Raw genomic sequence first — 25,130 nt, forward strand, 5'->3', positions numbered from 1 at the left:
GTGGCGCCCACTGGGGAGGCGGGCTGTGGATCTCCGCCGCCGACCTCGCCCTGTTCTATCTCCACAACGGATTGCTCAAAGCTGGATCGAGCGCAGTTGGACACCCTGTCTCCGGAACCCCGGCTACGGCTATCTGTGGTGGCTCAGCCCGTTCCCGTCCGCGCCGCCGACCGGTCGTGCCGCGCGTGGCAACGCTGATCAGCGCGTGCTGTGGATCGATCGGGATCGTGATCGTTTCCCGGTGGGGGCGGGGCGCCGAGGAACTCGTGCGGGCTGTTCCTGTCGTGAGGCGACTTCTGCTTTCGTCGCGATTAAGGCAAACCAGCTCAGGCGCCTAGATTTCCTTTTTCTCCCAATATAACCTCGCACACTTGCCTTCAAGATCGTCTGAAACGGCACGGAAACCGACTTGTCCGTATATGCACAGAACGAGCTCGATGACAGGCGGCAGACCTTGGGATAGCTCAAGTCTGCCGAAGCGTTCGGCAAAGGGTTGCCAGCCTAGAGGAGGTGCACGCGCCAGTTGAAGCCACCCGCTCCATTCCTGGCGGTCGAACCCATGTTCGAGTATGATCTTGGTTATGACCACATCTTTTGCTTTTAATCCGAAAGCTGCTCGCCTTCTTGATGCCGCATTGGACGAGGAGGTTATGTTGCGTCGAGCGCAGGGGCGGCAGGTGCGTTCGCTGGCGGGGTTCGCCGGGGTGGGCGGTTCGCGAAGATCGGTGACCGAGGAGGTCGCGTTGGCCTTCTCGGTCTCCCGCAATCAGGCGTATCTGCTGGTCGAAACCTCGTGTGCGCTGGTGGCGCGGTTGCCGAACACGCTGGCCGCGCTGGAGAACGGCGACATCGACCTGTTCAAGGCGTCGAAGGTGACCCAGTTGACCCGGGAGGTGTCCGACGAGGTCGCCGCCCAGGTGGACGCCTGGATGGCCACGCGGCTGGCCGGTCGTGACCCCGCCGCGATCCGGAAATCGGTGGATCACGCGGTGCAGAAGTTCGATCCCGACGGCTACCGGGAACGCGCCGCGGCCAAACGCGCGTTACGGCATGTGTCGCTGGAACACGAGGACGAGACCATGTCGAAACTGTCGGGCTGGCTCCCCGCCGAGGTCGCGAGTTCGATTTACGCGTCACTGAGCCACACGGCCAAGGCACGCCGCAGAACCGACCAATCCCGGACGTTGGATCAGCACCGGGCCGACATCTTCGCCGAACGGCTGCTGGCCGAGGACGGCCACGGCACACCCCGGGCACACATCCATGTCTATGTCGACTTGCTGACCCTCACCGGTGCGCGGGACGATCCCGCCGACTTGGCCGGCTACGGGCCCATTCCCGGCTGGCTCGCCCAAGAGATCGCCGCCGACCCCACCTCCACGTGGTCCCGGCTGATCACCGACCCCGCCACCGGACAACTCCTCGAAGCCAGTCCCGGTACTTACCGATCCCCAGCCTCACTCGCCCGCCTGATCAAAGCCCGCGACCGCGAATGCACCCACCCCGGCTGCCACCGCCCCGCCGAGTTCTCCGAAATCGACCACATCACCACCTGGGCACGCAACGGCAACACCGACCACCACAACTGCCACGCCGCCTGCACAATCCACAACCACCTCAAAGAAGAACCCGGCTGGACCACCACCCCCACCGGCCACGGCGGCACGACCATCACCACCCCCACCGGCCACACCTACCACGCGACCCCCGAACCACTCCACGACCCACGACCCCAACCCGACGACGACACCCCACCCTTCTAAAGCGCTGCCACCCGACTTCGACGAAGGCTTCCCAAGGGGCACCTTCATGGCTCGGTCACGCCCTGGCGGGTATGTCCACTTTGGAGTCTGCTCACGACGACGGAACAAGGCTCGCCGCCAAAATGCGACATGCCTCCCTCGGCGCCGGTTGACCCCAACAGTCCTGACACTCACGTCAGGCCAACACACCGACACCCCACCCTTCCAAAGCACCACCGCCCGACTCGACGAAGGCCTCCCAGGGGGCACCTTCGCGACTCGATCACACCCTGGGCGAATCTGTCCACTTTGGATCCCACGCTCACAACTGCAGTCCCGGTAGATGCAAGGCAGATCACCGCCGCAACCACCGCCCCAGCGAAGTCACCCGACCCGCGCCGCGATCTCCCGCGCGCAAGCCAAGGCTTCAGTCACCCCGGTGTCCACCTCGAAGTCGTAAACAACGCCTCGATGCACGATTTCGGCCTGCGCCTCCGCCATCCCCGTGACCCGATCTCCCCGCGCCATCTCCCGCCCGGCGGCCACGACGCCGTCGCACCGGACTCCGACCCACAGCACTTCGAGTCCGGCCAACGCCTCACGCCACCGCTGCTGCGACGCGGCCCCGCCGAGGAACGCGTCGTCGATGATGGTCCGGGCCCCGGCCCGGACCATCGCCGCCACACCGGCCATCCACGCGTTCTCGAGCCGCCGGAAACCGGATCCGACACTCACCTCGCCGTCCGCCGCGAAGTCGATCCCGTCGTCCACCGTGGACGGCATGGCGTCGATCAAGGTGTCCACGCCGAGGGTGAGCCAGGGATCCGGCAACACCGCTTGCAGGCACCTGGCGATCCCCGACTTACCCGAACTGGAGCCGCCGTTCAGCACGATCACTGTCGTCACGCGAACACCCTAAACGCCGCGGAATTCCGTCCAGCGAACCGGATACAACAGACCTCCACGGCAAAGGGCATCATCCACTCGATTCCGGAATTCGCACAGAACAGATCACCGACTTCAGTAGGTTACCAAAACCCTCACCGCCGCCTAACTTGGTGAAACCGAAACGGAATCCCCGACGCAGGCTGAAGGGCGTATTCATGCGTATGTCCAAAATTGTCGCAACGGTGGCCGGTGCCGCCGCGGCGCTGTCCCTTGCCGCCACTCCCGCCGCGAACGCGGGCCAGGACATCATCGGCGGCGGCACCGTGAGTTCCGCGCCGTGGGGCGCCCAGATCTACTGGGACGACGCCACCGCGTTCGGCGGTTTCAACTGCTCCGGCACGATCATCGCCCCGCAGTGGGTCCTCACCGCGAAGCACTGCCTCAACAAGCCCGGTATGCACGTCAAGGTCGGCAACGTCAACCTGAACCAGGGCACCGAGGCCGACGTCGACCAGCAGAAGGCCGCCCCGAGCGGCGACATCGCCCTCCTGCACCTCACGACCGCGGTCAGCACGACGTATATGAAGCTCGGCACCGCGAACCCGGCCAACGGCACCACCAACCAGATCTACGGCTGGGGCCGCACGCAGGGCAACAACCCGCCGTCGAGTGTCCTGAAGACGGCCAACGTCCGCATCACCGGAACCAGCAGCGACGCCTACGGGGGCCAGGCCATCGCCAGCGTCGGCGTCAACGGTTCGGCCTGGCATGGCGATTCGGGCGGTCCGCAGCTTTCGAACGGCGTCCAGGTCGGTGTCTGCTCGACGGGCAGCAACTCCGGCACGAACCCGCAGGGCACCCAGAACTACGCCAGCGTCGCGGCGAGCCGCGACTGGATCCGCACCACCGCGGGAGTCTGACCCAACGAGAAAAGGGCCGTCCGAAAGGAACGGCCCTTTTCACCTGCCTGAAAGCCCCGAAAACTCAGGCGCACTTCGCCATCGGGTCGATCATCGACACCGAGCCGACCTTGTCCCCGTTCACGGTGAACTCATAGACCCAGCCCGGTTTCCCGTCGACAGGAACCTGGAACCGGCCGTTGTCGCCGACCTTCATCCCCTTGGCGTCGTAAGCCGCCTTGAGTTCCATCAGCGATGAACCGACACCGATCCCTTCGGCCGTCTTCGCGTCCGAAGGAGCGGCGAGTTCACGTAGCCCGTCCTTGCCGAACGAAGCGCCTCCGGCGACCGCGAAGGCTTTGTCCCGTTCCTCCCGCTTGCCCGCCAGGTCCGCGGACGCCTGAGCGGCGTCGGCGAACAGCTGAGCGTCCTTCGCGGACTTCCCCGCCGATTCGGCGCTCTCCTCCGCGGACGTGCCCGGCTTCGCCTCCGGATCGGCCTCGAGCTCGTCGGCCTTCTTGTTCAGTTCCTTGGCCTTGGTCTCGACATCCGCTTCCGCCTTCATCCGCGCCGGGTCGGGTGCCGGACCGCCGGCATAGGAGAAATCGGTACAACCATCCAAAGTGGACGTCGGCGCGGTCGCGAGCTTCCCGCCCCCCAGCGCGGCGTCCTTTGCCATGCCCAAGGTCAGCCCGCGATATCCCGCCGGACCGAACACTTCGGGCGCCGCCGGAGCGGCCGCGTCGGGAGAAGATTCCGACGAACAGGCCACCCCGCCGATCACCACCACCGTGGCGACGAGCACGACGCCCGTCAACCGTCTACGAGTCACAGTTCCCCCTTTGTCGTCCCGAAAGCTATCGGATCGCGATGAAGGTGCCGAACGAATTTCGCGAAGATCACGTCAATTGATGCATCGGCCGCGAAGCCCGAAGCGAAAGAACCGAACCGGCGGCCACGACGGCGATGATTCCCGCACCCGCGACCAGCGTCCAGAAATCCGGGTGCACGATGGACTGTCCTCGCTGAGCCTGCCAGGTGAGCAGCACGAGCACCCCCGCGAAGCCCACCGACGCGGTTCGCACCAGATTCCGCCGCACGAATTCCGATTCGAGCACCGGATACCGCCGGGCGAGCTTGAGCAGCCCGAAGGCGACCAGTGGCAGCACCTGGATCGCGTGGATCCCGAAGAAGTGCGGGATCCGCATGTCCCCGCCCACGGTGCTCCACCCCAGCACCGGCAGCCCCGGCCCGCCGTCGGGGACACCGACCGCGTGGGCACCGAGGATCGACGGCCGTTCGCCGGCGCGGAACTGGGCCATCTGCTGTTCGTTCGGCCCGGACATCAGCAGCGCGACCCCGATGCCGGCGACCGACAGCGCGGCACCCGCGCGTAACGCGGAGTTCATCGCCCGGTCGGGAAGACGCTGGAACAGCAGGAGAAGCGCGATGGCCGCCGTCGCTCCCCAACCGGTGAAGGCGCCGTTCGCGACCATGTTGTTGATCCACTGGTCGGCAGGCGTCTCCCGGTTGAAGTGGAGCGTCCGGCCGCGGATGGCGATCTGCCAGAACAGCAACGCCATGTCCAGCCCGAGCCCGGCGGCGAACACCGTCCCGAGCCACCAGCCGAGCCGCTTGCCCCGGGTCAGCTGCCCGATCAGCCAGGCCAGCGTCACCGCGTAGAGCCCGACGGAGATCGTGAACTTGAGCGGTTTGAGCCAAAGGGGCGCGTTGACGAGGCTGCGATCGTCGAAGACGAGACCGCCGAGCGCGATGACCCCGAGTACCGCCATCGCCGCCGCCAAGATCATCAACGGTCGATGCGGCACAACCCTGGATCCCTTGTCCACCATGGGTCGAGCGTGCCGGGAAGCTCCGATCCGGACACTGGAGCACTCCCCCTGATCGGGGGTGGGGAAAGCCCTACCGCCGGCCTGTGGGTAATAGTGCCGTCAACGCGACCGGCAGTTGTGCCGTTTGACCGCACTCACCTCTTTTCTAGCGTGTCCTTCACAAGAGCAGACAGGGCGTCCCCTGGTGCTCACCGGGATTTCCAGCGAGATGAGAGGAGGTGGCCCATCAATGACCGGTACGGGATATCAGGCAGACGCAGCTGCGATGGCGCGCGCCGTCCAGGGGTTCGAGGAAACCGCGTCGAACGCCAAGACCACGATGGCCAGCTTGGAGAGCGAGCTGACCCAGACCCTGCACAACTACAAGGGTGACCAGGCGGTCGCGTTCTGGGACCTGCAGCGCCGTCTGCAGGAGAAGATGACCATCGCCGTGAACGAGCTCAACACGATGTCGCGCCTCGTGCACGAGAGCAACCGGAACTACAACTCGGGTGACGAGCAGGTCCGGGAAAGCCTGACCGGGGTCAGCGGAACCGTCGACCAGACCGTGATCCACCGGCTCAACCCCTGATCCGCGAGAGGACCACCAATCATGGCTGACGTCGTCGAAATCAACTTCGCCGCGCTGCAGCACAGCTCGGCCTCGCTGGCCGCCAAGGCGAAGGCGCTCACCTCCCAGCTCGAACAGCTGCACACGAACCTGCAGCCGATCACCCAGACCTGGTACGCCTCCGGCAGCTCCGCCGGTGAGGCCGCCCGCGCGTCTGAAACCCGCCTGCGCCAGGCCACCGCGGACATCGTGGCGATCATCGCGCAGTTCGGTGGCAAGGTCGGCGACGCCCACGATCTCCAGCACAGCCTGGAGAACCGCAACCAGGGCCTGTTCGCCGGCTGATCCCATCCGTCGGCCGGCCGGTGCTTTCACCCCCCTCGGCACCGGCCGGCCGGCTTTGCGCGTAGTCGTCCCCTTGTCGGCGTGGCCGTTCACGAGAGAGCCGGGATCAATGCAAGACCAGTCGTACTACGTCCATCTGGAATCACTGAAGGACTTCGTGCGGGAACTGGAGACCCAGATCCACGCGATGTCCAAGCCGAACGACTTCCTGCTGACCCTTGGCGAGCAGCCGTTGCTGTTCGGCGAGTTCGGGGAGGCGGGTTCACTCGACAAGGCGCACCGAGCGGCCGTCGCCGAGATGCAGGGCCTGCTGGACCAGGTCAAGGGCGCGATCACCTTCGCGCAGGACGTCACGACGACCGTCGCCGACGGCTACGCGGCGGCCGACGACTCGGTGGCGGGCGACATGAACCACTCGAGCAGGCAGACCGGCCTGCTCGATCCGTTGCTCAACGTCCTCGGGGGCGTGCTGGGCGGTAACAGCGGCTCGAACGGCGGGGGGAACAAGGGATGACCGAGACCGCGCACACGAACTTCGCCGCGTACTCGCACCAGCAGCTCTACGCCATGCTGCAGGCTGGCGATCCCAACACAGCACGCCACGCGGCCCACAAATGGCAGTCCACCGGCACCGGGCTGTTCGAACAGGCCGAGAACCTCACCGGCGAGCTGAAGGACTTCTCCGGTAACTGGACCGGTGGCGCCGCCGACAAGTACCACACGATGATCAGCGACCTCGTCGGCGGAATCCGCAAGGTCGCCCAGACCGCGCACGCGATGAACAACCTCCTCGAGGACGCGGCGGACGCGCTGGTGAAGGCCAAGAAGGAGATGCCGCCGCCGGTCGCGGTGCCCGACGTCTCCCCCGCGGACCTCGCGCTGGCCGTCAATCCCCCGCTCCTGCCCCCGGATTCGTCGCCGTCGACGATCGTCAGCGCCGCCCAGCAGCGGCAGCAGGCCATCGCGAACGTCGAAGCGCAGCAGCAGGCCGCGGGCGCGGCCAGCGCGGCGCACAGCAAGGCGATCGTGGTGATGACCCAGCTCGCGGGTGAGTACTCCTCCGCGGAGGAGTCCATTCCCGCCTCGCCGAACGCCGTCACCCCGCCGCCGGTCGCCGGTGGCGGCACCGCCCCGGGTGGCTCGGTCGGCAACAACATCGGCGGAACGCCCGGCGTCGGGCTGGTTCCCGGCGACAACACGCACCCGCTGCCTTCGGACGGCTCGACGCCGCCCACCGCCGGGCAGCCGGGCCAGGTCCCCAAGTCGAACCCGCTGTTCGGCGACATGTTCACCGCCGGTCTCGCCGCGGCCTCGGCCGCCGCGTTCGGCCGGTTCGGCTCGATCATGCCGCGGGTGCCGCCATGGGCCAGCGGCAAGAACGACGGCAAGGACAAGAACGGCGAACCCGCGGGCGGAGGCGCCGGTGCGGCGGGCGCGACCGCGGGCGGCGCCGGCGGCGGCATCCCGATCGGCGGTGGCGGAGCGCCGTCGCTGGACGGCGGCGCGATCGGCGCTGGCGGCGGCGGAGTCTCCGGTCCCGGTGAGGTCCCGGCCGCGTTCTCCGGCCTGGCGGGCGACGGCGGCTCGGGCAGCGCGATGAGCGGCCTGGCGGGCGGAGCGGCCGGTGCCGCGGGCGCGGCGGCGGCCAAGGGCGCGATGCCGATGATGCCCATGATGCCGATGGGCATGGGCGCGGGCGGCGACATGGGTTCCGGACGGCGTATTCCGCCGTGGCTCGTGGAGACCGAGAACGTCTGGGGTCAGTCGTCCCCGGTCGCTCCCGCGGTGCTCGGCGAAGAACCCGAACAGTACTGATCGTTTCCACCAGGAGAGGCGGCTCGGTGATGGCATCCAGTGCGGGCGGTTACCGAGTCGCCCCCGCCAGGCTCGAAGCGGCGGCGGCCGAACTCGAACAGCGCGCCGGCGTGCTCAAGACCGCGCAGACCGCGCTGGCGGGTGAGAACGTCCCCGCGACCGCGTTCGGCCAGGTTTCGGCTTCCAGCGCGGCTTCGGCGACGTACACCAAGACGATCAAGGACGTCGCGGGCAAACTCGACGGCCAGATCACCAAGGCGACGGTGATCCACCAAGGACTCACCTCCGCGGCGGGCGGCTACCGGCGCGCGGACGTCCAGATCGCCGCTTCGTACCGGTCGCTGATGCCGGAGAACCCGTTGCCCAAGGCCGGGAATCCGGCAGGCGTCGGCGGCGCGGCCGACACCGGATCCTGGGCCACCGCGATCGCCGAGAACCGCACGAAGGTCACCGACGCGTTGACCACCGAACGCGAGCGGCTCGCGAACCTCCTGGCACACGGCGGAAAAGCCGACGAAATCGCGAGCGCGCGCACCCGGATCGCGCTGTACGAGGACATCCTCGCCAACGACCGGCAGATCCTGCGGTTCGATCCGCGTGAGCTCGGGCGCATCGCCGAACTGGTCGGCCGCATCGAGCCGGGCACGCGCAACGTCGGGTTGTTCGTTCCCGGCGTCAACACCTCGTTCGGCAACTTCCAGAGCTACGCCGACCTCGGCAAGAGCCTGGTCGCCACGGACGCCACCGGGCGGACCGCGATGGTGGTCTGGGCCGACGGGGTCTTCCCGCAGAACGTCGTCACCGAAGGACCGGCCGCGCACTACGCGCAGACGATGGCGCCCGAGCTCAAACGTTTCAGCGATGAACTGCGCGGCCAGATCGACAGCCACGCCGGGCCGGGCGTCGTGGTCACCGCCGTCGGGCACAGCTACGGCGGTGCGACCGTGGGGCTCGCCGAGCAGCTCGGACTGCGGGCCGACCAGGTGCTGCACGTCGAGTCCGCGGGGATGGGACACGGGATCTGGAGCCCGGCCGACCTGCCCGCGAGCCAGGCCGGTGTGCAGCGGTACTCGATGACGGCCCCCTTCGACCCGATCGTGGTGGCACAGGGCAACGCGGGCCTCGTCGAATGGCTCGGCGCCGGGCACGGGGCGGACCCCGACCGCTTCCCCGGCGTCGTCGAACTCGAAACCGGCCGCGACGCGAACGGCGATCTGCAGTGGGGCCTCGAGTCCCACAGCGGTGTGCTCAAGCCGGGTTCCGATTCGTGGAACAACATCTACGGTGTGATCACGGGCGGCGCGGTCACGCACGAAGGCTTCACCGGTGGCTCGCTGCGCGAGATGGCCGTCGAAGGCGTCGGACGAGGCTTGTGAGGGGTTCACCATGATCACCAGGAACACCGAGCTCGACCCGCTGGCCGAGGACCTGACCGCGGTCATCGACGGCGTCGCGGGCACCTTCGGCTCCGCCGCGGAGCGCACCGTCGAAGGCGAGCTGGACTGCGACCCGGCCCGGCCGGGCCGGTCGCTCTGCTGGCAGTACGGCCTTCGGGTGGACGACGCGACCGACGCGATCCGCAAACTCGTCGACGTCGTCCTGCCCCTGCTGGAAAGCCAGGGCTGGCGGACGCGCGACCGCAGCAACCCGCGCGAGCTGATCGCGCAGTTCAGCCGTGACGGCGCCGACTTCAACGTGCACGTCTCCCGCGCCGGCGACGGCGTGGCCATCGTGGGCTCGACGGCCTGCGTAGCCGTCCCCTGACCCAGGGGTCGCGAAAAACCTCGTGAGTGGCGGCGGTGTCCCCCAGTACACCGCTGCCGCTCACGAGGCGCGGAATCGCGAAGGTCTCCAACCCCTGCGCTTGCCCCGCCGGACCGCGGCCACCACCACGCCCGCCGCAATGGCCGCGGCCACCCCGGAGACGGCGAGCACACCGGAAACCTTGTCCGCGTTGGCCCGCGCGGGCGCGGCGGCGGGGACGACGAAGGTCTCCGGGCCGGCGCTCGGCGGCCCTCCCGGGCCGGGTGTACCGGCCGGGATCGAGGCGGAAACGGCGGCGTAGGCGTCGATCGCGCCCCAGCCCCGCCGGGGATCGTGCCCACCGCTCGGGCCGCGGTGCGCGGTCAGCGTCAGGCGCGTGACGACCTGCTCCGGCGACAGTTCAGGGTGATACGCGCGCACGAGCGCGGCGACACCCGCGACATGCGCGGCGGCCAGGCTCGGATCACTCACCGGCCACCGGTGCGCCACGGTCCCGCCCGCGCCCGCGGACGTGCTGACCAGCTCGGCACCGGGCGCGGAGATCCCCAGGTAGGAACCGGATTCCGTCTGCACCGCCGCACCGGCCTGGTTGGTCGATCCCACGGCGAGCACGCCCGGTGCCGCGGTCGGGTAGGAAGTCTGGCCCTGTTGCGATCCCGCGGCGGGAGAGACGATCAGCGCGCCTTTCTCCTTGGCGCGCGAGACGGCGCCGGTCAGCGCGGGGCTGTCGGAGGCGGCCGGGACGGCGATCAGGATGATCCCGGCGCCGCGGTTCAGCGCGGTTTCGATGGCGGACGCGAGTTGCCCGGGGTCGCCGCCGCCGTTCACCTGCGTGTAGCGGATCGGCAGGATCTTGGCGCCGGGCGCGATACCGGTGAACGTGGTGGACGGATCCGGTTGCGCGCCGACGATCCCGGCGGCGATGGTGCCCCGGCCGTCGCAGTCGTCGGCCTGGGTGCCCTGGCCGCCGAGGAGCTGACCGGGCGCGAACTGGCCGTTGCCGCCGTCCACCCCGGTACCGATCACCGCGACCAGCTGGCCGGTGCCGCGGGACAGCGGCCAGATCCGCACGGGATCGATCAGCCGCTGTCCCCACGGGACGGCCGCGGTGTAGGTGCCCGTCGGGTTCGCGCACTGCTCGGCGACCGCCGCCGACGGGACTCCGATGCCGAGCGATGCCATGAAAGCCACGCATCCCGCGACGGCACTTTTACCGGCAAAGCCCACCATTCCTCCAGAATTCCCTTGTCACACAAGGGAATTCTAGTGCCGCACCTCAGCGCAGGTCCATCCCGAGGTCGAGTGCGGGCGAGGAATGCGTGAGCGCTCCGACGGCGAGGAAGTCCACACCGGACTCCGCGTACGCCCGCGCGACGTCCAGCCGCAGGCCACCCGAGGATTCCAGCCTGGTCTTCGGCGAAACCTCGTCTCGCCGGTCGACGGCTTTCGCGCATTCGTCGGGGGTGAAGTTGTCCAGCAGCACCTCGTCGGCGGACGCGGTGAGTGCCTCCTCCAACTGGGCCAGGTCGTCGACCTCGACCTCACAGTGCAGGTCCGGCGCGTGCTCGCGCGCGGCCGTGAGCGCGGCGGTCACCGAACCGGCGGCGACCACGTGGTTGTCCTTGATCAGCACCGCGTCGCCGAGCCCGAGCCGGTGGTTCACCCCGCCGCCGGCGCGCACGGCGTACTTCTCCAGCAACCGAAGCCCGGGCAGTGTCTTGCGGGAATCCCTGATCCGGCAGGCGGTTCCCTCCACGGCGCGCACCCAGGCGGCGGTCGCGGTGGCGATACCGGACAGGTGGCACAGCAGGTTCAGCGCGGTGCGTTCGGCGGTGAGCAGGCCACGCACCGGGCCACGTACGACCAGCGCGGGCTCGCCGGCGGTCAGCCGGTCGCCGTCGTCACGGGCGGCCAGGATCTCCAGGCCCGAGCCGAGCACGGCGTCGAACACCGCCAGCGCCACCGGGATCCCGGCGACCACACCGGCCGTCCTCGGCGTGAGTTCGGCCAGCGCGCGGGCGGATTCGGGCACGGTGGCGTCCGTCGTCGCGTCGGGCCCGTACCGCAGATCCTCGGCGAGCGCCGTCGTGACGACACGGTGCACATCGGCGACGTCGAGGCCGTGATCGGCCAGCGCCTTGGTGACCCACGGGGAGAATTCCGTCATGCCACACCCTCCAAAGCGATCGGATCGGCCAGTACCGGCTGCCCCGACGGGCTGAGCCGGATGAGCTGGCCGCGTTGCCAGCCGTTGTCGTCGCGTTCGGGGAAGTCGGTCCGCACGTGGCAGCCGCGGGACTCCGTCCGGCGTGCCGCCGCCGCGACCAGCGCCTCCGCCACCAAGGTGAGCGCCGCGTCCTCCACGACCCGGGGAGTCCACAAAGGACTCTCGGTCACGGAAAGATCCAGCACCGACCCCACGACCGAAAGACCTTCCGCGTCCCGGCCGATGGCGGCGTACCGGCTCATCGCCCGCTGCAACGCGTCGCGGTCGGCCACCGCGACCTTCGCCGGAGCCATGAGTACACCGCGGCGCGGGTCGGCAAGCAAACCGGCGGCGAGATCGATGGCGACCGCCTCCGCCACCCGCTGCCCGACGACAAGGCCTTCGAGCAAACTGTTGGAAGCCAGCCGATTCGCGCCGTGCAGGCCGGTCCTGGCGACCTCACCCGCCGCGTAGAGACCGCGGACGCCGGAGCGTCCGTCCACAGTGGTCACGACACCGCCGCAGGCGAAATGCGCCGCGGGCGTGACCGGGATCGGCTCCTTCGCCGGGTCGAGATCGATCGCCGCGCACGCCGCGTACACGGTCGGGAACCGCTTGGCGAATCCGGAGATCCCCGTCGCGTCAAGGAAGACGTGGTCGTCGATACCGCCGGGCGCCTGCACCATCCGGCGGGTGATCGCCGCCGACACGACGTCCCGTGGCGCGAGATCGCCGAGGGGATGGACACCCCGCATCACCGAAGCACCCGTCGCGTCGTGCAACGTCGCGCCCTCCCCGCGCACCGCCTCGGTGACCAGCGGGAGACGGCCGCGCGCGCCGGGCGTGAACAGGACCGTCGGATGGAACTGGACGAACTCGACGTCCGCGACCTGCGCTCCCGCGCGCAACGCGAGCGCCAGCCCGTCGCCGGTGGCGATCTCCGGATTCGACGTCGCCTGATAGAGCTGCCCCAACCCGCCGCTGGCCAGCAGCACCGCGGGCGCCCGGACGGCCCCGGGCACCCCGTTGTGGTCCAGGACGGTCACGCCGACGACCTCGCCCGCGGGCGTGCGGATCGCGTCAACGGCGATGTGGTGCTCCAGCACCGGGATCCGCCGGTCACAGGCCGTCGCGACCAGTGTCCGCTCGACCTCCGCGCCGGTCGCGTCGCCACCCGCGTGGATGACGCGGAACGCGCTGTGCCCGCCTTCCCGCGTACGGGCGAGCTCGGATCGCCCTTCGGCAGCCGGGTCGAAACGAGCGCCCTCGGCGCGCAACCGGGCCACCGCGTCCGGGCCACCGGCGATGATCGACCGCACGGCGTCCTCGTCACAGAGCCCGGCACCGGCGGTGAGGGTGTCCTCGGCGTGCTTGCCGACCGAATCGCCTCGCTCGTGCTCACCCTCCAGGACGACCGCGATGCCGCCCTGCGCCCAGCGGGTGTTCCCGTCGGAGACCGCCGCCTTCGTGACCACCAGTACGTGCAGCCCGAGTTCCCGCGCGCGCAATGCGGCGGTGAGCCCGGCGACGCCGCTGCCGATCACCACGAGATCGGCGGCGGCCTCCCAGACCGGATGGGTTTTCGCCTGAAGGGCGGTAACCGAGTCGGTCATTCTCCGCCGCCAGGCTGCCCGATCTCGATCATGCGCTGCACGGAAGCGCGGGCACGGGCGGCGGTTTCGGCATCGACGTGGACCTCGTCGGCACCCTCACGCAGCGACCGCAGCAGGGCGGCCGGCGTGATCATCTTCATGTACCGGCAGGACGCCCGGTCGTTCACCGCGCGGAAGTCGATCTCCGGCGCGGCCTTGCGCAGCTGGTGGATCATCCCGATCTCGGTGGCCACGAGCACCGACTTCGCCTTGGTGTCGCGGGCGGCGTGGACCATGTCGCCGGTCGAGAGGATCTTGACCCGCTCGGGGGCGACGGCGCCCTCGCCGGCGAGGTACAGCGCCGAGGTCGCGCAGCCGCATTCCGGGTGGATGAACAGGTCGGCGTCCGGGTTCTCCGAGGCCCGCTCGGCCAGTTCGGCGCCGTTGATCCCGGCGTGCACGTGGCATTCCCCGGCCCAGATGTGCATGTTCTCCCGACCGGTCACGCGTTTGACGTGCGCGCCGAGGAACTGGTCCGGCAGGAAGAGAACCTCCTGGTCAGCGGGGATGGAGGCGACCACGTCGACGGCGTTCGACGAGGTGCAGCAGATGTCGGTCTCCGCCTTGACCTCGGCCGTGGTGTTCACGTACGAAACGACGATCGCGCCAGGGTGCTCGGCCTTCCAGGCACGCAGCTGGTCGCCGGTGATCGAGTCCGCGAGCGAGCAGCCGGCCCGCGCGTCCGGGATCAGGACCGTCTTCTCGGGCGCCAGGATCTTCGCCGTCTCGGCCATGAAGTGCACGCCGCAGAAGACGATGGTGGACGCGTCGCTGCTCGCCGCGATACGGCTCAACGCGAGGGAGTCACCGGTGAAATCGGCGATGTCCTGGATCTCGGGGACCTGATAGTTGTGCGCGAGCAGGACGGCGTCGCGCTTGCGAGCGAGACTCCGCACCTCCTCCGCCCAAGCGGCGTCGGCGACAACTCCGCCGTACGGGGTCAGGTCGTTCTCACACGTGCTCGTCATCGTTCTGGCCCTCCTGGACCGATCTCCGGTTTTCGCCTTACAATCGAAAACCGTGCGAAGTCATCTTAACACCCAGACACCCCTCGCCCACGAGGTTTTGGGAGCGGTCCTGCAAGTGCGCTCCGACACACTCCGGGTCCTGCTGTGGCGGCGCGCCCTCGATCCGCATCTGGGCCGCTGGTCCCTTCCCGGCGGCAGGCTTCGCCCGGATGAAGACGTCGAGGCGTCCATCCGGCGGCAGCTCGCGGAGAAGGTCGACGTACGCCAGTTGAAGCATGTGGAGCAACTGGCGGTCTTCAGCGCGCCGGACCGGGTGCCGGGACCCCGCGTCGTCGCGACGGCGTTCCTCGGCCTCGTACCGTCCGATGTGGACCCCGAGGTCCCCGAAGACACCGAGTGGCACGACGTTTCCGAGCTGCCGCGCACGGCGTTCGACCACGAGTCCATCGTGCTGCGCGCGCGGGACCGGCTCCGCTCGAAGCTCTGCTACACGAATCTCGGCTTCGCGCTCGCCCCGGAAGAGTTCACCGTATCGGCGTTACGGGGCCTGTACTCGGCTGCGCTGGGTTACCGGGTGTCCGCGACGAACCTGCAGCGGGTGCTGTCCCGGCGGGGGCTGCTGGTCCCCACCGGGCGCACCGCCCCGCCCGGGCGCAGCGGCGGACGTCCGGCGGCGCTCTTCTCCTTCGCGGGCAAGGGGATGCAGATCACCGACCCGTTCGCGGTCTTCCGTCCGCCCGCCGGGAAGTGACCGTCCTGCGAACTCCTCCCGGTCCCCGTACCTTGAACGGGTGACCGAGCCGAGCGAGGAGTCCACCGGGAAGGCGATCCTGCCGCTGTTCCCGCTACAGACCGTGCTTCTGCCCGGAACACATCTTCCGTTGCACATCTTCGAACCGCGGTACCGGAGTTTGATGGCCGACCTCGTCGGCGAGGTCGTCCCGGACCGCGAGTTCGGCGTCGTCGCCCTGCGGTCGGCGATGGTCCGGGAGGTCAGCGGGCCGGAGCACGTCCACGAAGTCGGCTGCAGCACAGTGCTGCGCGAGGCGAAACGGCTGCCGGACGGCAGATTCGACGTCGTCACCACCGCGCGGCGCCGGTTCCGGCTGCTCGAGATCGACCGCGTTTCCGCGCCGTACCTGATCGGCGCGGTCGAATGGGTGCCCGACGACCGGGTCACCTCGGTACCCGGGGACACCGTGAACAGGCTCGCCGACGTCGCGAAGACCGCGCACCGGCGCTACTGCGAATCCGCCTGGCACGCCGACGACTGGACCACCCCGCCCGACGACGGCGACATCGCGGCGCTCGCGTACCGGCTCACCGCGGACTGCCTGCTCCCACTGGAAGACCGGCAGCGTCTGCTGGAGGAGACGAACCCGCTGCGGCGGCTGCGGATCGCGTGCCGGCTGCTGACGCGGGAGGCCGGGTTCCTCAGCACGCTCGGCGCGGTCCCGATGCCGCCGGGGGAACTCGGCGAGTTCACCCGCCCCTCGAACCTGAACTGAGCCCTCAAGCGCTATGAAAGGCTCTTTCCTTGCAAATTTTGCAAGGAAAGAGCCTTTCATAGTACGCGCGAGGTTTCTGCCCCGTGTGTCATGAAAGGGTCGTTCATGACACTCGCGAGACGCTACTTACCGGATTCCGGCGCCGAATCCTCGTCCGAACCGTTGCCCCCGCCGAACTTGCTCCACACCTTGCCCGCCGCCCCGGACACCGCCTCGCCGACGTCGCTGAACACCTTGGTCAGCGGGTCGGCCGAGCTGTTCCAGGAGTCCTTGTACGACTTCGCGGCCGACTTCAGGTCGTCGGTCCAGGTGGACGACGGCGCGTCCTCGTCACGGCGCGGGTACTCGCCTGCCAGGATCGCCCGGTAGTCCTCCGACGCGGCCCACTTCTGCAGTTGCGCGGCGCGCACGACGGCCAGCGGATGCGACATCGTCTCGACGTAGCGCAGCTTCAGGTAGCTGTCCCGGATGTCCTCGACCGACTCGTATTCCGCTGCCTGCTGCAGGAAGGCCGGGATGTCGATCTTCGACGGGTCGACCCCGCCCGCGACCAGGATCTGCGAACGGAGCGCCGCCGTCGGATCCTGCGAGCACAGCAGCCCTGCGCGGTCGCAGGACAGTTCGGCCTTGCGGTACCACTCACGCAGCGCGGCGATGACGACGCGGATGCCGATCGCGCTCACCGGCGTCCACGACATCGACATCTGCAAGCCGATCAGCCGGATCATGATCGTGCGGTACACCGCGTGCCCGGACAGCACGTGCCCCATCTCGTGCCCGATCACGAACCGCAGCGACGCGAGGTCCATCGCCTCGACGGCCGCGGTGTTGAGCACGATGAACGGCTCGTCCATGCCGATCGTCTGCGCGTTGACCTCGGGGCTGCGGGCGACGAACAGGTTCGGCACGCGGTCGAGGTCGAGGGTCTCGGCGCATTCGTTGCGCAGCTTGTCCAGCTCGGGATACTGCTTCGGGCCGACCCGGATCGCGGACGCGAGGGCCATGAGCCGCTCGCCGCGTTCGGCGTAGAAACCGGAAACCGCCTTCACGACCTGCGCGAACCCGGGAACGGCGCGCAGCGTGGCCAGTGCGCCGCGATCGACGGGGTGTTCGTAGGCGCGCGGGCTGATACCCGGGAAGCGGACGGCGTTGTGCCGGGAAACCTCGATGTCGTCGGTCAAGAAAAGCCCCCTAGAGATGTGTCCGGCCCACCCTAGAGGAAATTCGTCAGCCGAGGCGGCGGCCCAGGTCTTCCCGTCCGTTCCACGCGGTCAGCAATGTGTACACCAGCGTGGTCATCAGCGGCGCGGCGAGCATGATCCACGGGGATTCGATCTGCGGCGCCTTCGCGATGACGTCGCCGACCGCGGGCGTCGAGGCGATCTCGTAGCGGCCGTTGGCGAACGCGACGCCCATCGTCGTCCCCAGCCAGCCCGCGAGGGTCGCGCCGCCGGTCGCGGCGATCAGGACGACCGGACCGCGGCGCTCCCGAAGCAGCCAGGTCACGACGCCGATCAGCAGCCCGGCTCCGAGCGCGAGGAAACCGTAGACGGCCAGGTCGTCGAAGCGGTGCCAGCTCTCCATCTCCAGCGGGGCGAGGGTGCCTCGGTCGTCGATCACGCGCATCCGCTGGGGCGGCGCCAGCCTCGACCACAGCCAGGCCAGCGGGAAGCCGAGCAGGCCCGCCGTGGACAGGACGCTGATCGCCGGAAGCAGATCGGCCTTGACGACGACCTTGGGGTACGGGCGGCGATGGCTCGGCAGTACGGGCACCGACCAGGGGTCGGACACGCTGGAAGACAGGTGCGCCGGTTTACCGGTCGTCTCGCCCAACCCCGGACTCCTCCCTCGTGCTGCTTGTGCAGAGCGTAACCAATGACGCCCCCAGCGCACGCAACCCGGCACGCGTCACCCTGCGTTTCGTCCTCTGAATGCGGTCGTTGCGCGTGCAACTACCGCATTCAGAGGACGAAACGCGGGAAGTCAGCCGGCGAGTTCACCGTGGCGGCTGCACCGGGCCGTCCAGCCGGCCGGAGTGATCTGGACGACCATCCGCCGCGCGCAGTACGTGCAGTAGCGCGGCGGTTCGAGCGCCGTTCTCGGGTTGTGGCAGGCCGGATGTTCCGCGCCACCGTCGGACGGCTGTCCACAGTGGACGCAGAACGCGGGTCGGTCAGAGGACGTCACTGATCGCCTTCACCGGCATCTTCAGCTCGTCGAGCATCGCCAGGTCCGCGGTGGCCGGGCGGCCGAGGTTGGTCAGGTAGTTGCCGACGATGATCGCGTTGATGCCGCCGAGCATGCCCTGTTTGGTGCCAAGGTCGCCGAAGGTCAGCTCGCGGCCGCCCGAGAAGCGGAGCAGCGGACGGGGCATCGCCAGCCGGAACGCGGCCACGGTGCGCAGCGCGTCCTTGCCCTCGACGACCTCGTAGCCCTCGTACGGCGTACCCGGCTGCGGGATGAGGAAGTTCATCGTGCACTCGTCGGGGTTCAGCTCGGCCAGCTGCGCGGCGAACTCGGCGCGCTGCTCGATGCTCTCCCCCATGCCGATGATGCCGCCGCAGCAGACCTCCATGCCCGCCTCGCGGATCATGCGCAGGGTCTCCCAGCGCTCTTCCCACGTGTGCGTGGTGACGACGTTCGGGAAATGCGAACGCGCGGTCTCGAGGTTGTGGTTGTAGCGGTGCACGCCCATCTCGACCAGCTCGTCGACCTGCTCCTGGGTGAGCATGCCGAGCGAACAGGCGATCTGGATGTCGAGCTCGGCCTCGCGGATGGCCTTGATCCCCTCACGGACCTGCGAGAGCAGCCGCTTGTCGGGACCGCGGACGGCGGCGACGATGCAGAACTCGGTCGCGCCGGTCTCGGCGGTCTGGCGGGCGGCCTTGACCAAGCCGGGGATGTCCAGCCACGCCGACCGCACGGGCGTCGGGAAGCGGCCGGACTGCGAGCAGAAGTGGCAGTCCTCCGGGCAGCCGCCGGTCTTGAGGCTGATGATGCCCTCGACCTCGACCTCGGGGCCGCACCAGCGCATCCGGACCTCGTGGGCCAGCGCGAGCAGGTCGGTCAGGTGGTCGTCGTCGAGGCGCAGGACTTCGAGGATCTGCTCTTCGCCGAGTCCGACACCACGCTCGAGGACCTGGTCACGCGCCACGGCGAGGATGTCGACGGTCTCCGGGGCAGTGGTCACGAGGCGGCTCCTGTTCGGGGTGGGGCGGTGAAGCAAAGGCACATCATCGTGCACGACCGGGTGCCTCGGCCACAGCGACGCAGGTCACTTCTGGGCCGACGCGCGGCCGACGAAGCATTCCGGGTCGAACTCCCCGCCGAACCACGGCGAGAGGCCGGCCCTGGCCCGATCGGCGAACTCCTCGGGCCCGGCCGTGCCCAGCCCGGCGGGCAGCACACCCAGCAACGGGGCGCCGGCGGCGACCGGCAGGTCCCGCAGATTCGACACCGCCGCCAGATCCGGCTCGTCCGGCCACGAGCCGATGATCACCCCGGCCACGGTGAGCCCGCGTTTGGTGGCGACCTCGGCGGTCAGCGCGGTCGCGTTGAGCGTGCCCAGGCCGGCCTCGGCGACGATGATGACCAGTGCGCCCAGCGACCACGCGACGTCGGCCAGCGTGGCCCCGTCGGCGTCGAAGCGGACCAGCAGGCCCCCCGCGCCCTCGATGAGGGTGAGGTCGTGTTCGCCGTTGAGATCGCTCGCCGCGGCGGCGATCTCGGTCGGGGTCAGCGTCGGGAGTCCCGAGAGCCTGGCGGCCGCCTCCGGCGACAACGGATCCGGGTATCTCCGCAGCTCACGGGTGGTGACCGGCCCGGCGAGCCGGAGCACGTCGGCGAGGTCGCCAGGTTCGTCCGGGCCCACCCCGGTCTGCGCGGGTTTCAGCACGGCGACACGCCGGCCCTGACCGGCGGCCAGAGCGGCGATGGCGGCGGTGGATATCGTCTTGCCGACACCCGTACCGGTGCCGGTCATGACCAGCATGCTCACGTGCGTTGAATCTAGTCCGCGGGGCTCAGCCCCTCCATTGAGGGTGGTGGCGGGGCGGGGTCTGGGTAGCGGGTCGAGCTACAGGAGTGCTGAACGGGATCGTCAGCTCCCCTGTTCGGGCACGGCGGCGACGACACCGACCGGCACGAACGCCGGGCTTCCCTCGTCCGACAGGTAGACCTGCGCCGCCCCGACGTCGAAGTACATCCCGGTCAGGTGCAGGTCGCCGCGGGCTTCCGCCTCGGCGATCAGCGGGTAGTGACGCAGGTGCTCCAGCTGTTGCAGCACGTTCTGCAGTGCCAGCCGGTTGACCTCGGTGTCCGGGCGTTCACCGTCGAGGGTCACCGCCGCCTTGCGGTTCGCGCTCGGCTCGGCGTGCCGCAGCCACGAAGCCAGCATCGGCGCGCCGTCCGGGGCGCCGGTGGCCAGCGCCTGCATCGCACCGCAACCGGAGTGCCCGCAGACCACGACCTCGCGCACCTTCAGCACACCGACGGCGAACTCGACGGTCGCGCCCATCGACGGGTCGGCCCGGCGGGCGGGCACCAGGTTCCCGATGTTGCGGACGGTGAACAGGTCGCCGGGACCGCTGGTGGTGATCATATTCGGCACGATCCGCGCGTCACCGCAGGTGATGAACAGGGTGTGCGGCGACTGGCCGCCCGCCAGTTTGCTGAGCGCGGGCTGCATGATCGCGGCGGTGCGCCGCTGGAACTCCGTCGCCCCGCGCAGGGTGGGCCCGCCGCGCTGCCCGGGCACCTGGACGTCCTTGGCCTGCCAGTCGGACCACGGCGCGAGGAGCCGCGGCACCGACCGCACCGCGGCCGTCCTGCTCAGCGTGGGGTCGCCGGATTTGCCGTTGGCGAACCACGGATGTCCGACCTCGTCGACGATCACCTGCCCGCCGGCGCGTTCGTACGCCTGCTGCCAGTTCGAAAGGCTTTCGAAGGCGGCGTGGTCGAGGTAGTCGACGACCAGTTCCAGGGTCACCTTCGCGCCGTCAGGCACCGTCGCGAGCACTCGGCTGAGCCTCGGCACCGAAAGGAACGTCAGGACGCCTTCGACGACGACGCGCCAATCGTCACCGTCGCGTTCGGCGTGGATCCCGGACCACACCGTGCGCCGGAGCATCAGCAGCACCGATAGCGCGATCCCGAGCAGGACGCCGGTGAGCAGGTCGAAGACGACGACCCCGGCGAGCGTCACCAGGTACAGCCCCAGGTCGCCGTGTTTGAGGACCTGCTTCATGTGGCCGGGGTTCACCAGCTTCGCGCCGACGTGGACGAGCAGGCCCGCCAGCGCGGCGAGCGGGATGTTCTGGATCAGCCCGGCGAACGCGGCGACGAACACCAGGATCCAGACGCCGTGCAGGATCGCGGACAGGCGGGTGCGGGCGCCGGCGGCGACGTTGGTGGAACTGCGGACGATCACGCCGGTGACCGGGAGCCCGCCCAGCGCGCCGGAGGTCATGTTCGCGGCGCCCTGCCCGATCAGCTCGCGGTCGAGGTTCGACCGCGGTCCGGTGTGCATCTTGTCGACGGCGACGGCCGAGAGCAGGCTTTCCACGCTCGCGATCAGGGCGATGGTGATGACCGCGACGGCGAACGCGCCCCAGCCCGTGTCCGGGAACTCCGGCGCGAAGCGGATGGTGAGCAGGTCACCCGGGAGATTGACGCGGGGCAGGGTCATCCCGGCCGCGACGGACAGCACGGTCACCACCGCGATCGCGGCGAGCGGACCGGGCACCTTGCGGACGGACCGGGGAAGCCGCGGCCACAGCAGCAGGATGCCGATGGTGAGCACGCCGATCAACGCGGCGGTGTCGTGGTGGCCGACGATCTGCGCGGGCAGTTCGGCGATGTTCTTGAGCGCCGAACTCTGGGCCGTTCCGCCCAGCACGACGTGGAGCTGGCCGAGGACGATCGTGACACCGATACCGGCGAGCATGCCGTGGACGATGGCGGGCGAGATCGCGAGCGCCGCGCGGGCGATGCGGCTCAGGCCCAGCAGGATCTGGAGCGCCCCCGCGACGACGGTGATCGCGCAGGTGGTCGCCCAGCCGAAGGTCGCGATGGTCTCGGCCATGATCACCGTCAACCCGGCGGCCGGGCCGCTGACCTGGAGAGCGGAGCCGCCGAGGGCGCCGGCGACCACACCTCCCACCACGGCGGCGATCAACCCCGCGACGATCGGCGCTCCGGACGCGAGCGCGATCCCGAGTGACAGCGGGACGGCGACGAGGAACACCACCAACGAGGCGGGCAGGTCGTGCCGGAGCACGGCGAGAGGTTTCTTGATGATCACCATCATGATCCCCAGGAAACTGGTGAATTGTCCGATATGCACCACCCTATCGAGTGAATATCACCCTTCAGGAGAGTGGTGTGGCCCACTTTCGGCCCGTTCCGTTGCCCGGAGATGTCTCCCGCGTTGCGAAAAGCCTTGCGGCCTCCCGAATCCTGGGATGTATCGGTCGGCCGCCCGGCCAACTCGACCGACTGCGCGTGAAGGTCGGTCCCTTGCCCGACGAGGCGTTGCGAAAGCCACTTTCGCAACGTTGAAGGTTGCGAAAGTGGCTTTCGCAACCTGCCCCGACTGGCAGGGGCCGGCCGCTCCGCCCGTGGCACCGGGGCCGTGTCGCGAAAGCCACTTTCGCGACGGTTTCGGCAAGCGCTCAAGACTTCACGGGGGTCGCGGCCGAGGTGAACGACCGCAGCGCCTCGTCGAGCAGGGACACGTTCGCCTTGCCGACGTCGAAGTACATGCCTGTGAGCCGGAGTTCGCCACGCGCCAGCGCCGCGTCGACGACCGGATACGAGCGCAGGTTTTCCAGTTGCTGTACCACGTTGTGCAGGGCGAGCCGATCGCTTTCGTGCGCGGGCCGAGCACCGTCGAGCAGAACCGGTCCCTCCCTTTCCCTGCGCCGCAAGGTTTCCTCGCCATGGCGCAGCCAGCCGCTCAGTTGCGTGAGCCCGGCGGGCGCGTCACCGAGCAGCGCCTTCATCGCCCCGCAGCCGGAATGCCCGCACACCACCACTTCCCGCACCCGCAGCAGCCCGACGGCGTACTCGACCGCCGCCCCCACCGAGAAATCCGCCTCGACGCCGGCGTGCGGGACGAGGTTCCCGATGTTCCGCACGGTGAACAGGTCGCCCGGTCCGCTGGTGGTGATCAGGTTCGGCACGATCCGCGCGTCACCGCAGGTGATGAACAGCGTGTGCGGCCGTTGCCCGTTCGCCAGTCCGTCCCACGTGCTCCGCAGCAACGGCGCCGTCCGCCGCTGGAACTCCGAAGCGCCACGGCACAGCGGAACGCTGCCGCCGCGCTGGCTCGGCAGTTCGAGATGTTCGGCCTGCCATTGCGACCACGGCGCGAGCCACCGCGGCACCACGCGGGACGCGACGCCGCGGCGCACGGTCGGCACGCCCGCCTTGCCGCGGCCGAACCACGGATGCCCGATCTCGTCGACGATCACGGTTCCCCCGGCGCGTTCGTACGCGCGCTGCCAGCCGCGCAGGCAGTCGAAGGCGGCGTGGTCGAGGTAGTCGACGAACAGTTCGAGCGTCACTTCCGATCGTTCGGGGACCTCGGCCAGGACGGTCGTGAGCCTTGGCACGGAAAGGAAAGTGAGCGCGCCTTCGATGACGACGCGGCTCCGGGGGCCGTCCTGTTCGACGTGGATCCCGGAGAACAGCATCCGGCGCAGCATCAGCGCGAGCGCCACCACGATCCCCGCGGCGACACCGGTGAGCAGGTTGACCGCGACCGCGCCGAGCAGGGTCGCGAGGTAGACCGGCAGGTCGCCGTGGCGGCGGACCTCACGGAGATTGGTCAGGTTGACCAGTTTCGCGCCGACGTAGACGAGGAGACCGGCGAGCGCGGCCAGCGGGATCAGCCGCAGCGCGCCCGCCAGGAACAGGCAGCAGCCGAGGATCCAGACGCTGTGCAGGGTCGCCGACATCCGGGTGCGGGCGCCCGCTTCGAAATTGGTCATGGTGCGCACGACGACGCCGGTGACCGGGAAGCCGCCGAGCGACCCGGAGGCGGCGTTCGCCAGGCCTTGTCCGATCAGTTCGCGGTTGAGGTCGGTGCGCGGCCCCTCGCGGAGTTTGTCGATGGCGACGGCGGAAAGCAGGCTCTCCAGGCTGGCGATGAGCGCGATGGAGAGGACGGCGGCGATGATCGCGGCCCACGACCCGGACGGCGCCTCGGGGACGAAACCCAGCCCTGGCAAGCCGTTCGGGAGTTCGACGCGCGGCAGGTCCATCCCGGCCGCCACGGAAAGGCCGGTCGCCAGCGCGACGGCGGCGAGCGGGCCGGGGACGCGGCGCACCGAACGCGGCATCCGGGTCCAGGCCAGCAGAACACCGACGGTGACGACACCGATCAGCGCGGCCTGGTCGTGGTGCCCGACGATCCGGCCCGGCAGCGCGAGGACGTTCTCGATCGCGGAACTGCGCGGCGTGCCACCGAGCACGACGTGCAGCTGGCCGAGGACCAGGATCAGGCCGATCCCGGCGAGCAGGCCGTGCACGATGGCGGGCGAGATCACCAGGCTCGCCCCCGCGAGGCGGCAGACGCCGAAGAGGATCTGGACCAAGCCCGCCGCGGCGGTGATCGCGCAGGTGGCCGCCCAGCCGAAGGTGGCGATGGTCTCCGCGATGACGATGGTCAGCGCGGCGGAGGGACCGCTGACTTGCAGAACGGAGGCGCCGAAGAGGCTCGCGACGATCCCGCCGACGACGGCGGAGATGAGCCCGGCGAGCAAGGGGGCGCCGGCGGCGTGTGCGACGCCGAGCGAAAGCGGGACCGCCACGAGGAAGACGACGACCGAAGCCGGGAGGTCGTGGCGAAGGTTCTTCAGGAGGGTCGTTGCGGGATTGCGGCGGCCTGGAGGTCCGGTGTCATGCTCGTCACCAACGAAGTCGATCATGGGGGCAGGA

The 25,130-nt window shown here is 69.4% G+C and carries 24 protein-coding genes; 10 read left to right on the forward strand and 14 right to left on the reverse strand.

Translation table 11 applies throughout. The features are described 5' to 3' along the window. Nucleotides 1-725: 725 nt before the first annotated feature. Entirely contained in the window at nucleotides 726-1,763 is a 1,038-nt protein-coding gene (locus ACLJQ7_RS30575; protein WP_410651691.1) for a DUF222 domain-containing protein, read from the forward strand. A gap of 363 nt (nucleotides 1,764-2,126) precedes the next feature. Here ACLJQ7_RS30575 and cpt read toward each other — a convergent pair whose 3' ends face one another. After that, nucleotides 2,127-2,648 carry a chloramphenicol phosphotransferase CPT gene (gene cpt, locus ACLJQ7_RS30580; protein ID WP_410651618.1) on the reverse strand — a complete coding sequence of 174 codons (522 nt, stop codon included), beginning with the start codon at nucleotides 2,646-2,648 and terminating at the stop codon, nucleotides 2,127-2,129. 203 nt (nucleotides 2,649-2,851) lie between these two features. Between cpt and ACLJQ7_RS30585 the strand changes: the two genes are divergently transcribed. Next, on the forward strand, nucleotides 2,852-3,550 hold the full coding sequence (locus ACLJQ7_RS30585; protein ID WP_410651692.1) for a S1 family peptidase: 699 nt from the start codon (nucleotides 2,852-2,854) through the stop codon (nucleotides 3,548-3,550). A 64-nt stretch (nucleotides 3,551-3,614) separates the two neighbouring features. Here ACLJQ7_RS30585 and ACLJQ7_RS30590 read toward each other — a convergent pair whose 3' ends face one another. Together ACLJQ7_RS30590 and ACLJQ7_RS30595 are read right to left on the reverse strand one after the other, a co-directional pair. Continuing rightward, complete coding sequence (locus ACLJQ7_RS30590) at nucleotides 3,615-4,361, reverse strand: hypothetical protein (protein ID WP_410651619.1); 747 nt, start codon at nucleotides 4,359-4,361, stop codon at nucleotides 3,615-3,617. Between the two features lie 67 nt (nucleotides 4,362-4,428). Then, nucleotides 4,429-5,382, reverse strand: coding sequence for a hypothetical protein (locus ACLJQ7_RS30595; protein ID WP_410651620.1), 954 nt, complete (start codon nucleotides 5,380-5,382; stop codon nucleotides 4,429-4,431). A 229-nt stretch (nucleotides 5,383-5,611) separates the two neighbouring features. Here ACLJQ7_RS30595 and ACLJQ7_RS30600 point away from each other — a divergent pair, with 229 nt between their 5' ends. From ACLJQ7_RS30600 to ACLJQ7_RS30625, 6 genes are all read left to right on the forward strand, one after another. Further along, nucleotides 5,612-5,953: a WXG100 family type VII secretion target gene (locus tag ACLJQ7_RS30600; protein ID WP_073848466.1), complete on the forward strand. Its 342-nt coding sequence runs from the start codon at nucleotides 5,612-5,614 to the stop codon at nucleotides 5,951-5,953. Nucleotides 5,954-5,974: 21 nt separating this feature from the next. Continuing rightward, entirely contained in the window at nucleotides 5,975-6,277 is a 303-nt protein-coding gene (locus ACLJQ7_RS30605) for a hypothetical protein (protein ID WP_005155348.1), read from the forward strand. Between the two features lie 109 nt (nucleotides 6,278-6,386). Beyond that, nucleotides 6,387-6,791, forward strand: coding sequence for a hypothetical protein (locus ACLJQ7_RS30610; protein WP_410651621.1), 405 nt, complete (start codon nucleotides 6,387-6,389; stop codon nucleotides 6,789-6,791). Beyond that, nucleotides 6,788-8,092 (forward strand): WXG100 family type VII secretion target, encoded by a 1,305-nt coding sequence (locus ACLJQ7_RS30615; RefSeq protein WP_410651622.1) that lies wholly within the window; start codon nucleotides 6,788-6,790, stop codon nucleotides 8,090-8,092. The genes ACLJQ7_RS30610 and ACLJQ7_RS30615 overlap by 4 nt, the downstream gene beginning before the upstream one ends. A gap of 29 nt (nucleotides 8,093-8,121) precedes the next feature. Beyond that, complete coding sequence (locus tag ACLJQ7_RS30620; protein ID WP_410651693.1) at nucleotides 8,122-9,468, forward strand: alpha/beta hydrolase; 1,347 nt, start codon at nucleotides 8,122-8,124, stop codon at nucleotides 9,466-9,468. A gap of 10 nt (nucleotides 9,469-9,478) precedes the next feature. Continuing rightward, nucleotides 9,479-9,856 (forward strand): hypothetical protein, encoded by a 378-nt coding sequence (locus tag ACLJQ7_RS30625; protein ID WP_410651623.1) that lies wholly within the window; start codon nucleotides 9,479-9,481, stop codon nucleotides 9,854-9,856. 60 nt (nucleotides 9,857-9,916) lie between these two features. Here ACLJQ7_RS30625 and ACLJQ7_RS30630 read toward each other — a convergent pair whose 3' ends face one another. Genes ACLJQ7_RS30630 through nadA form a run of 4 tightly spaced genes read right to left on the reverse strand, consistent with a single transcriptional unit; the run spans nucleotide 9,917 to nucleotide 14,682 of the window. Continuing rightward, nucleotides 9,917-11,086: a S8 family serine peptidase gene (locus ACLJQ7_RS30630; protein ID WP_410651624.1), complete on the reverse strand. Its 1,170-nt coding sequence runs from the start codon at nucleotides 11,084-11,086 to the stop codon at nucleotides 9,917-9,919. A gap of 46 nt (nucleotides 11,087-11,132) precedes the next feature. Then, the gene (gene nadC, locus ACLJQ7_RS30635; protein ID WP_410651625.1) at nucleotides 11,133-12,023 is read right to left on the reverse strand and encodes a carboxylating nicotinate-nucleotide diphosphorylase; all 891 of its coding nucleotides are present in this window, start codon (nucleotides 12,021-12,023) and stop codon (nucleotides 11,133-11,135) included. Next, a complete protein-coding gene (locus tag ACLJQ7_RS30640) occupies nucleotides 12,020-13,675 on the reverse strand; it encodes an L-aspartate oxidase (RefSeq protein ID WP_410651626.1) in 1,656 nt (551 codons plus the stop codon). Before ACLJQ7_RS30640 ends, nadC begins: the two co-directional genes overlap by 4 nt. Then, nucleotides 13,672-14,682 (reverse strand): quinolinate synthase NadA, encoded by a 1,011-nt coding sequence (gene nadA / locus ACLJQ7_RS30645; protein ID WP_410651627.1) that lies wholly within the window; start codon nucleotides 14,680-14,682, stop codon nucleotides 13,672-13,674. The genes ACLJQ7_RS30640 and nadA overlap by 4 nt, the downstream gene beginning before the upstream one ends. A gap of 115 nt (nucleotides 14,683-14,797) precedes the next feature. On the opposite strand from nadA, the gene ACLJQ7_RS30650 reads away from it, so the two are divergent. Further along, nucleotides 14,798-15,433, forward strand: a complete 636-nt coding sequence (locus ACLJQ7_RS30650; RefSeq protein ID WP_410651628.1) for an NUDIX hydrolase — start codon at nucleotides 14,798-14,800, stop codon at nucleotides 15,431-15,433. Between the two features lie 40 nt (nucleotides 15,434-15,473). Next, nucleotides 15,474-16,190: an LON peptidase substrate-binding domain-containing protein gene (locus tag ACLJQ7_RS30655; RefSeq protein ID WP_410651629.1), complete on the forward strand. Its 717-nt coding sequence runs from the start codon at nucleotides 15,474-15,476 to the stop codon at nucleotides 16,188-16,190. Between the two features lie 122 nt (nucleotides 16,191-16,312). Here ACLJQ7_RS30655 and ACLJQ7_RS30660 read toward each other — a convergent pair whose 3' ends face one another. From ACLJQ7_RS30660 to ACLJQ7_RS30690, 7 genes are all read right to left on the reverse strand, one after another. Then, complete coding sequence (locus ACLJQ7_RS30660) at nucleotides 16,313-17,371, reverse strand: M48 family metallopeptidase (RefSeq protein WP_410651630.1); 1,059 nt, start codon at nucleotides 17,369-17,371, stop codon at nucleotides 16,313-16,315. A gap of 46 nt (nucleotides 17,372-17,417) precedes the next feature. Beyond that, on the reverse strand, nucleotides 17,418-18,023 hold the full coding sequence (locus ACLJQ7_RS30665; protein ID WP_410651631.1) for a DUF2567 domain-containing protein: 606 nt from the start codon (nucleotides 18,021-18,023) through the stop codon (nucleotides 17,418-17,420). Nucleotides 18,024-18,173: 150 nt separating this feature from the next. Further along, nucleotides 18,174-18,377 carry a hypothetical protein gene (locus ACLJQ7_RS30670; protein ID WP_410651632.1) on the reverse strand — a complete coding sequence of 68 codons (204 nt, stop codon included), beginning with the start codon at nucleotides 18,375-18,377 and terminating at the stop codon, nucleotides 18,174-18,176. Then, a complete protein-coding gene (bioB, locus tag ACLJQ7_RS30675) occupies nucleotides 18,364-19,380 on the reverse strand; it encodes a biotin synthase BioB (RefSeq protein ID WP_410651633.1) in 1,017 nt (338 codons plus the stop codon). Before bioB ends, ACLJQ7_RS30670 begins: the two co-directional genes overlap by 14 nt. An 84-nt stretch (nucleotides 19,381-19,464) precedes the next feature. Continuing rightward, nucleotides 19,465-20,181: a dethiobiotin synthase gene (bioD, locus tag ACLJQ7_RS30680; protein WP_410651694.1), complete on the reverse strand. Its 717-nt coding sequence runs from the start codon at nucleotides 20,179-20,181 to the stop codon at nucleotides 19,465-19,467. A gap of 108 nt (nucleotides 20,182-20,289) precedes the next feature. Continuing rightward, on the reverse strand, nucleotides 20,290-22,494 hold the full coding sequence (locus ACLJQ7_RS30685; protein WP_410651695.1) for a SulP family inorganic anion transporter: 2,205 nt from the start codon (nucleotides 22,492-22,494) through the stop codon (nucleotides 20,290-20,292). Between the two features lie 367 nt (nucleotides 22,495-22,861). Then, a complete protein-coding gene (locus ACLJQ7_RS30690) occupies nucleotides 22,862-25,120 on the reverse strand; it encodes a bifunctional SulP family inorganic anion transporter/carbonic anhydrase (protein ID WP_410651634.1) in 2,259 nt (752 codons plus the stop codon). Nucleotides 25,121-25,130 lie beyond the last annotated feature (10 nt).

Origin of the sequence: Amycolatopsis sp. cmx-4-54 (assembly GCF_046548895.1) — a bacterium.
Lineage (GTDB): Bacteria > Actinomycetota > Actinomycetes > Mycobacteriales > Pseudonocardiaceae > Amycolatopsis.

Excerpts from the sequence above, each read along its gene's own strand:
- nadA (WP_410651627.1), bottom strand. The coding sequence starts at position 14,682 with ATGACGAGCACGTGTGAGAACGACCTGACCCCGTACGGCGGAGTTGTC.
- ACLJQ7_RS30640 (WP_410651626.1), bottom strand. The coding sequence starts at position 13,675 with ATGACCGACTCGGTTACCGCCCTTCAGGCGAAAACCCATCCGGTCTGG.
- ACLJQ7_RS30600 (WP_073848466.1), top strand. The coding sequence starts at position 5,612 with ATGACCGGTACGGGATATCAGGCAGACGCAGCTGCGATGGCGCGCGCC.
- ACLJQ7_RS30585 (WP_410651692.1), top strand. The coding sequence starts at position 2,852 with ATGTCCAAAATTGTCGCAACGGTGGCCGGTGCCGCCGCGGCGCTGTCC.
- ACLJQ7_RS30595 (WP_410651620.1), bottom strand. The coding sequence starts at position 5,382 with ATGGTGGACAAGGGATCCAGGGTTGTGCCGCATCGACCGTTGATGATC.
- bioD (WP_410651694.1), bottom strand. The coding sequence starts at position 20,181 with ATGCTGGTCATGACCGGCACCGGTACGGGTGTCGGCAAGACGATATCC.
- ACLJQ7_RS30605 (WP_005155348.1), top strand. The coding sequence starts at position 5,975 with ATGGCTGACGTCGTCGAAATCAACTTCGCCGCGCTGCAGCACAGCTCG.
- nadC (WP_410651625.1), bottom strand. The coding sequence starts at position 12,023 with ATGACGGAATTCTCCCCGTGGGTCACCAAGGCGCTGGCCGATCACGGC.
- ACLJQ7_RS30630 (WP_410651624.1), bottom strand. The coding sequence starts at position 11,086 with ATGGTGGGCTTTGCCGGTAAAAGTGCCGTCGCGGGATGCGTGGCTTTC.
- ACLJQ7_RS30685 (WP_410651695.1), bottom strand. The coding sequence starts at position 22,494 with ATGGTGATCATCAAGAAACCTCTCGCCGTGCTCCGGCACGACCTGCCC.
- ACLJQ7_RS30690 (WP_410651634.1), bottom strand. The coding sequence starts at position 25,120 with ATGATCGACTTCGTTGGTGACGAGCATGACACCGGACCTCCAGGCCGC.
- ACLJQ7_RS30625 (WP_410651623.1), top strand. The coding sequence starts at position 9,479 with ATGATCACCAGGAACACCGAGCTCGACCCGCTGGCCGAGGACCTGACC.
- ACLJQ7_RS30620 (WP_410651693.1), top strand. The coding sequence starts at position 8,122 with ATGGCATCCAGTGCGGGCGGTTACCGAGTCGCCCCCGCCAGGCTCGAA.
- ACLJQ7_RS30610 (WP_410651621.1), top strand. The coding sequence starts at position 6,387 with ATGCAAGACCAGTCGTACTACGTCCATCTGGAATCACTGAAGGACTTC.
- ACLJQ7_RS30615 (WP_410651622.1), top strand. The coding sequence starts at position 6,788 with ATGACCGAGACCGCGCACACGAACTTCGCCGCGTACTCGCACCAGCAG.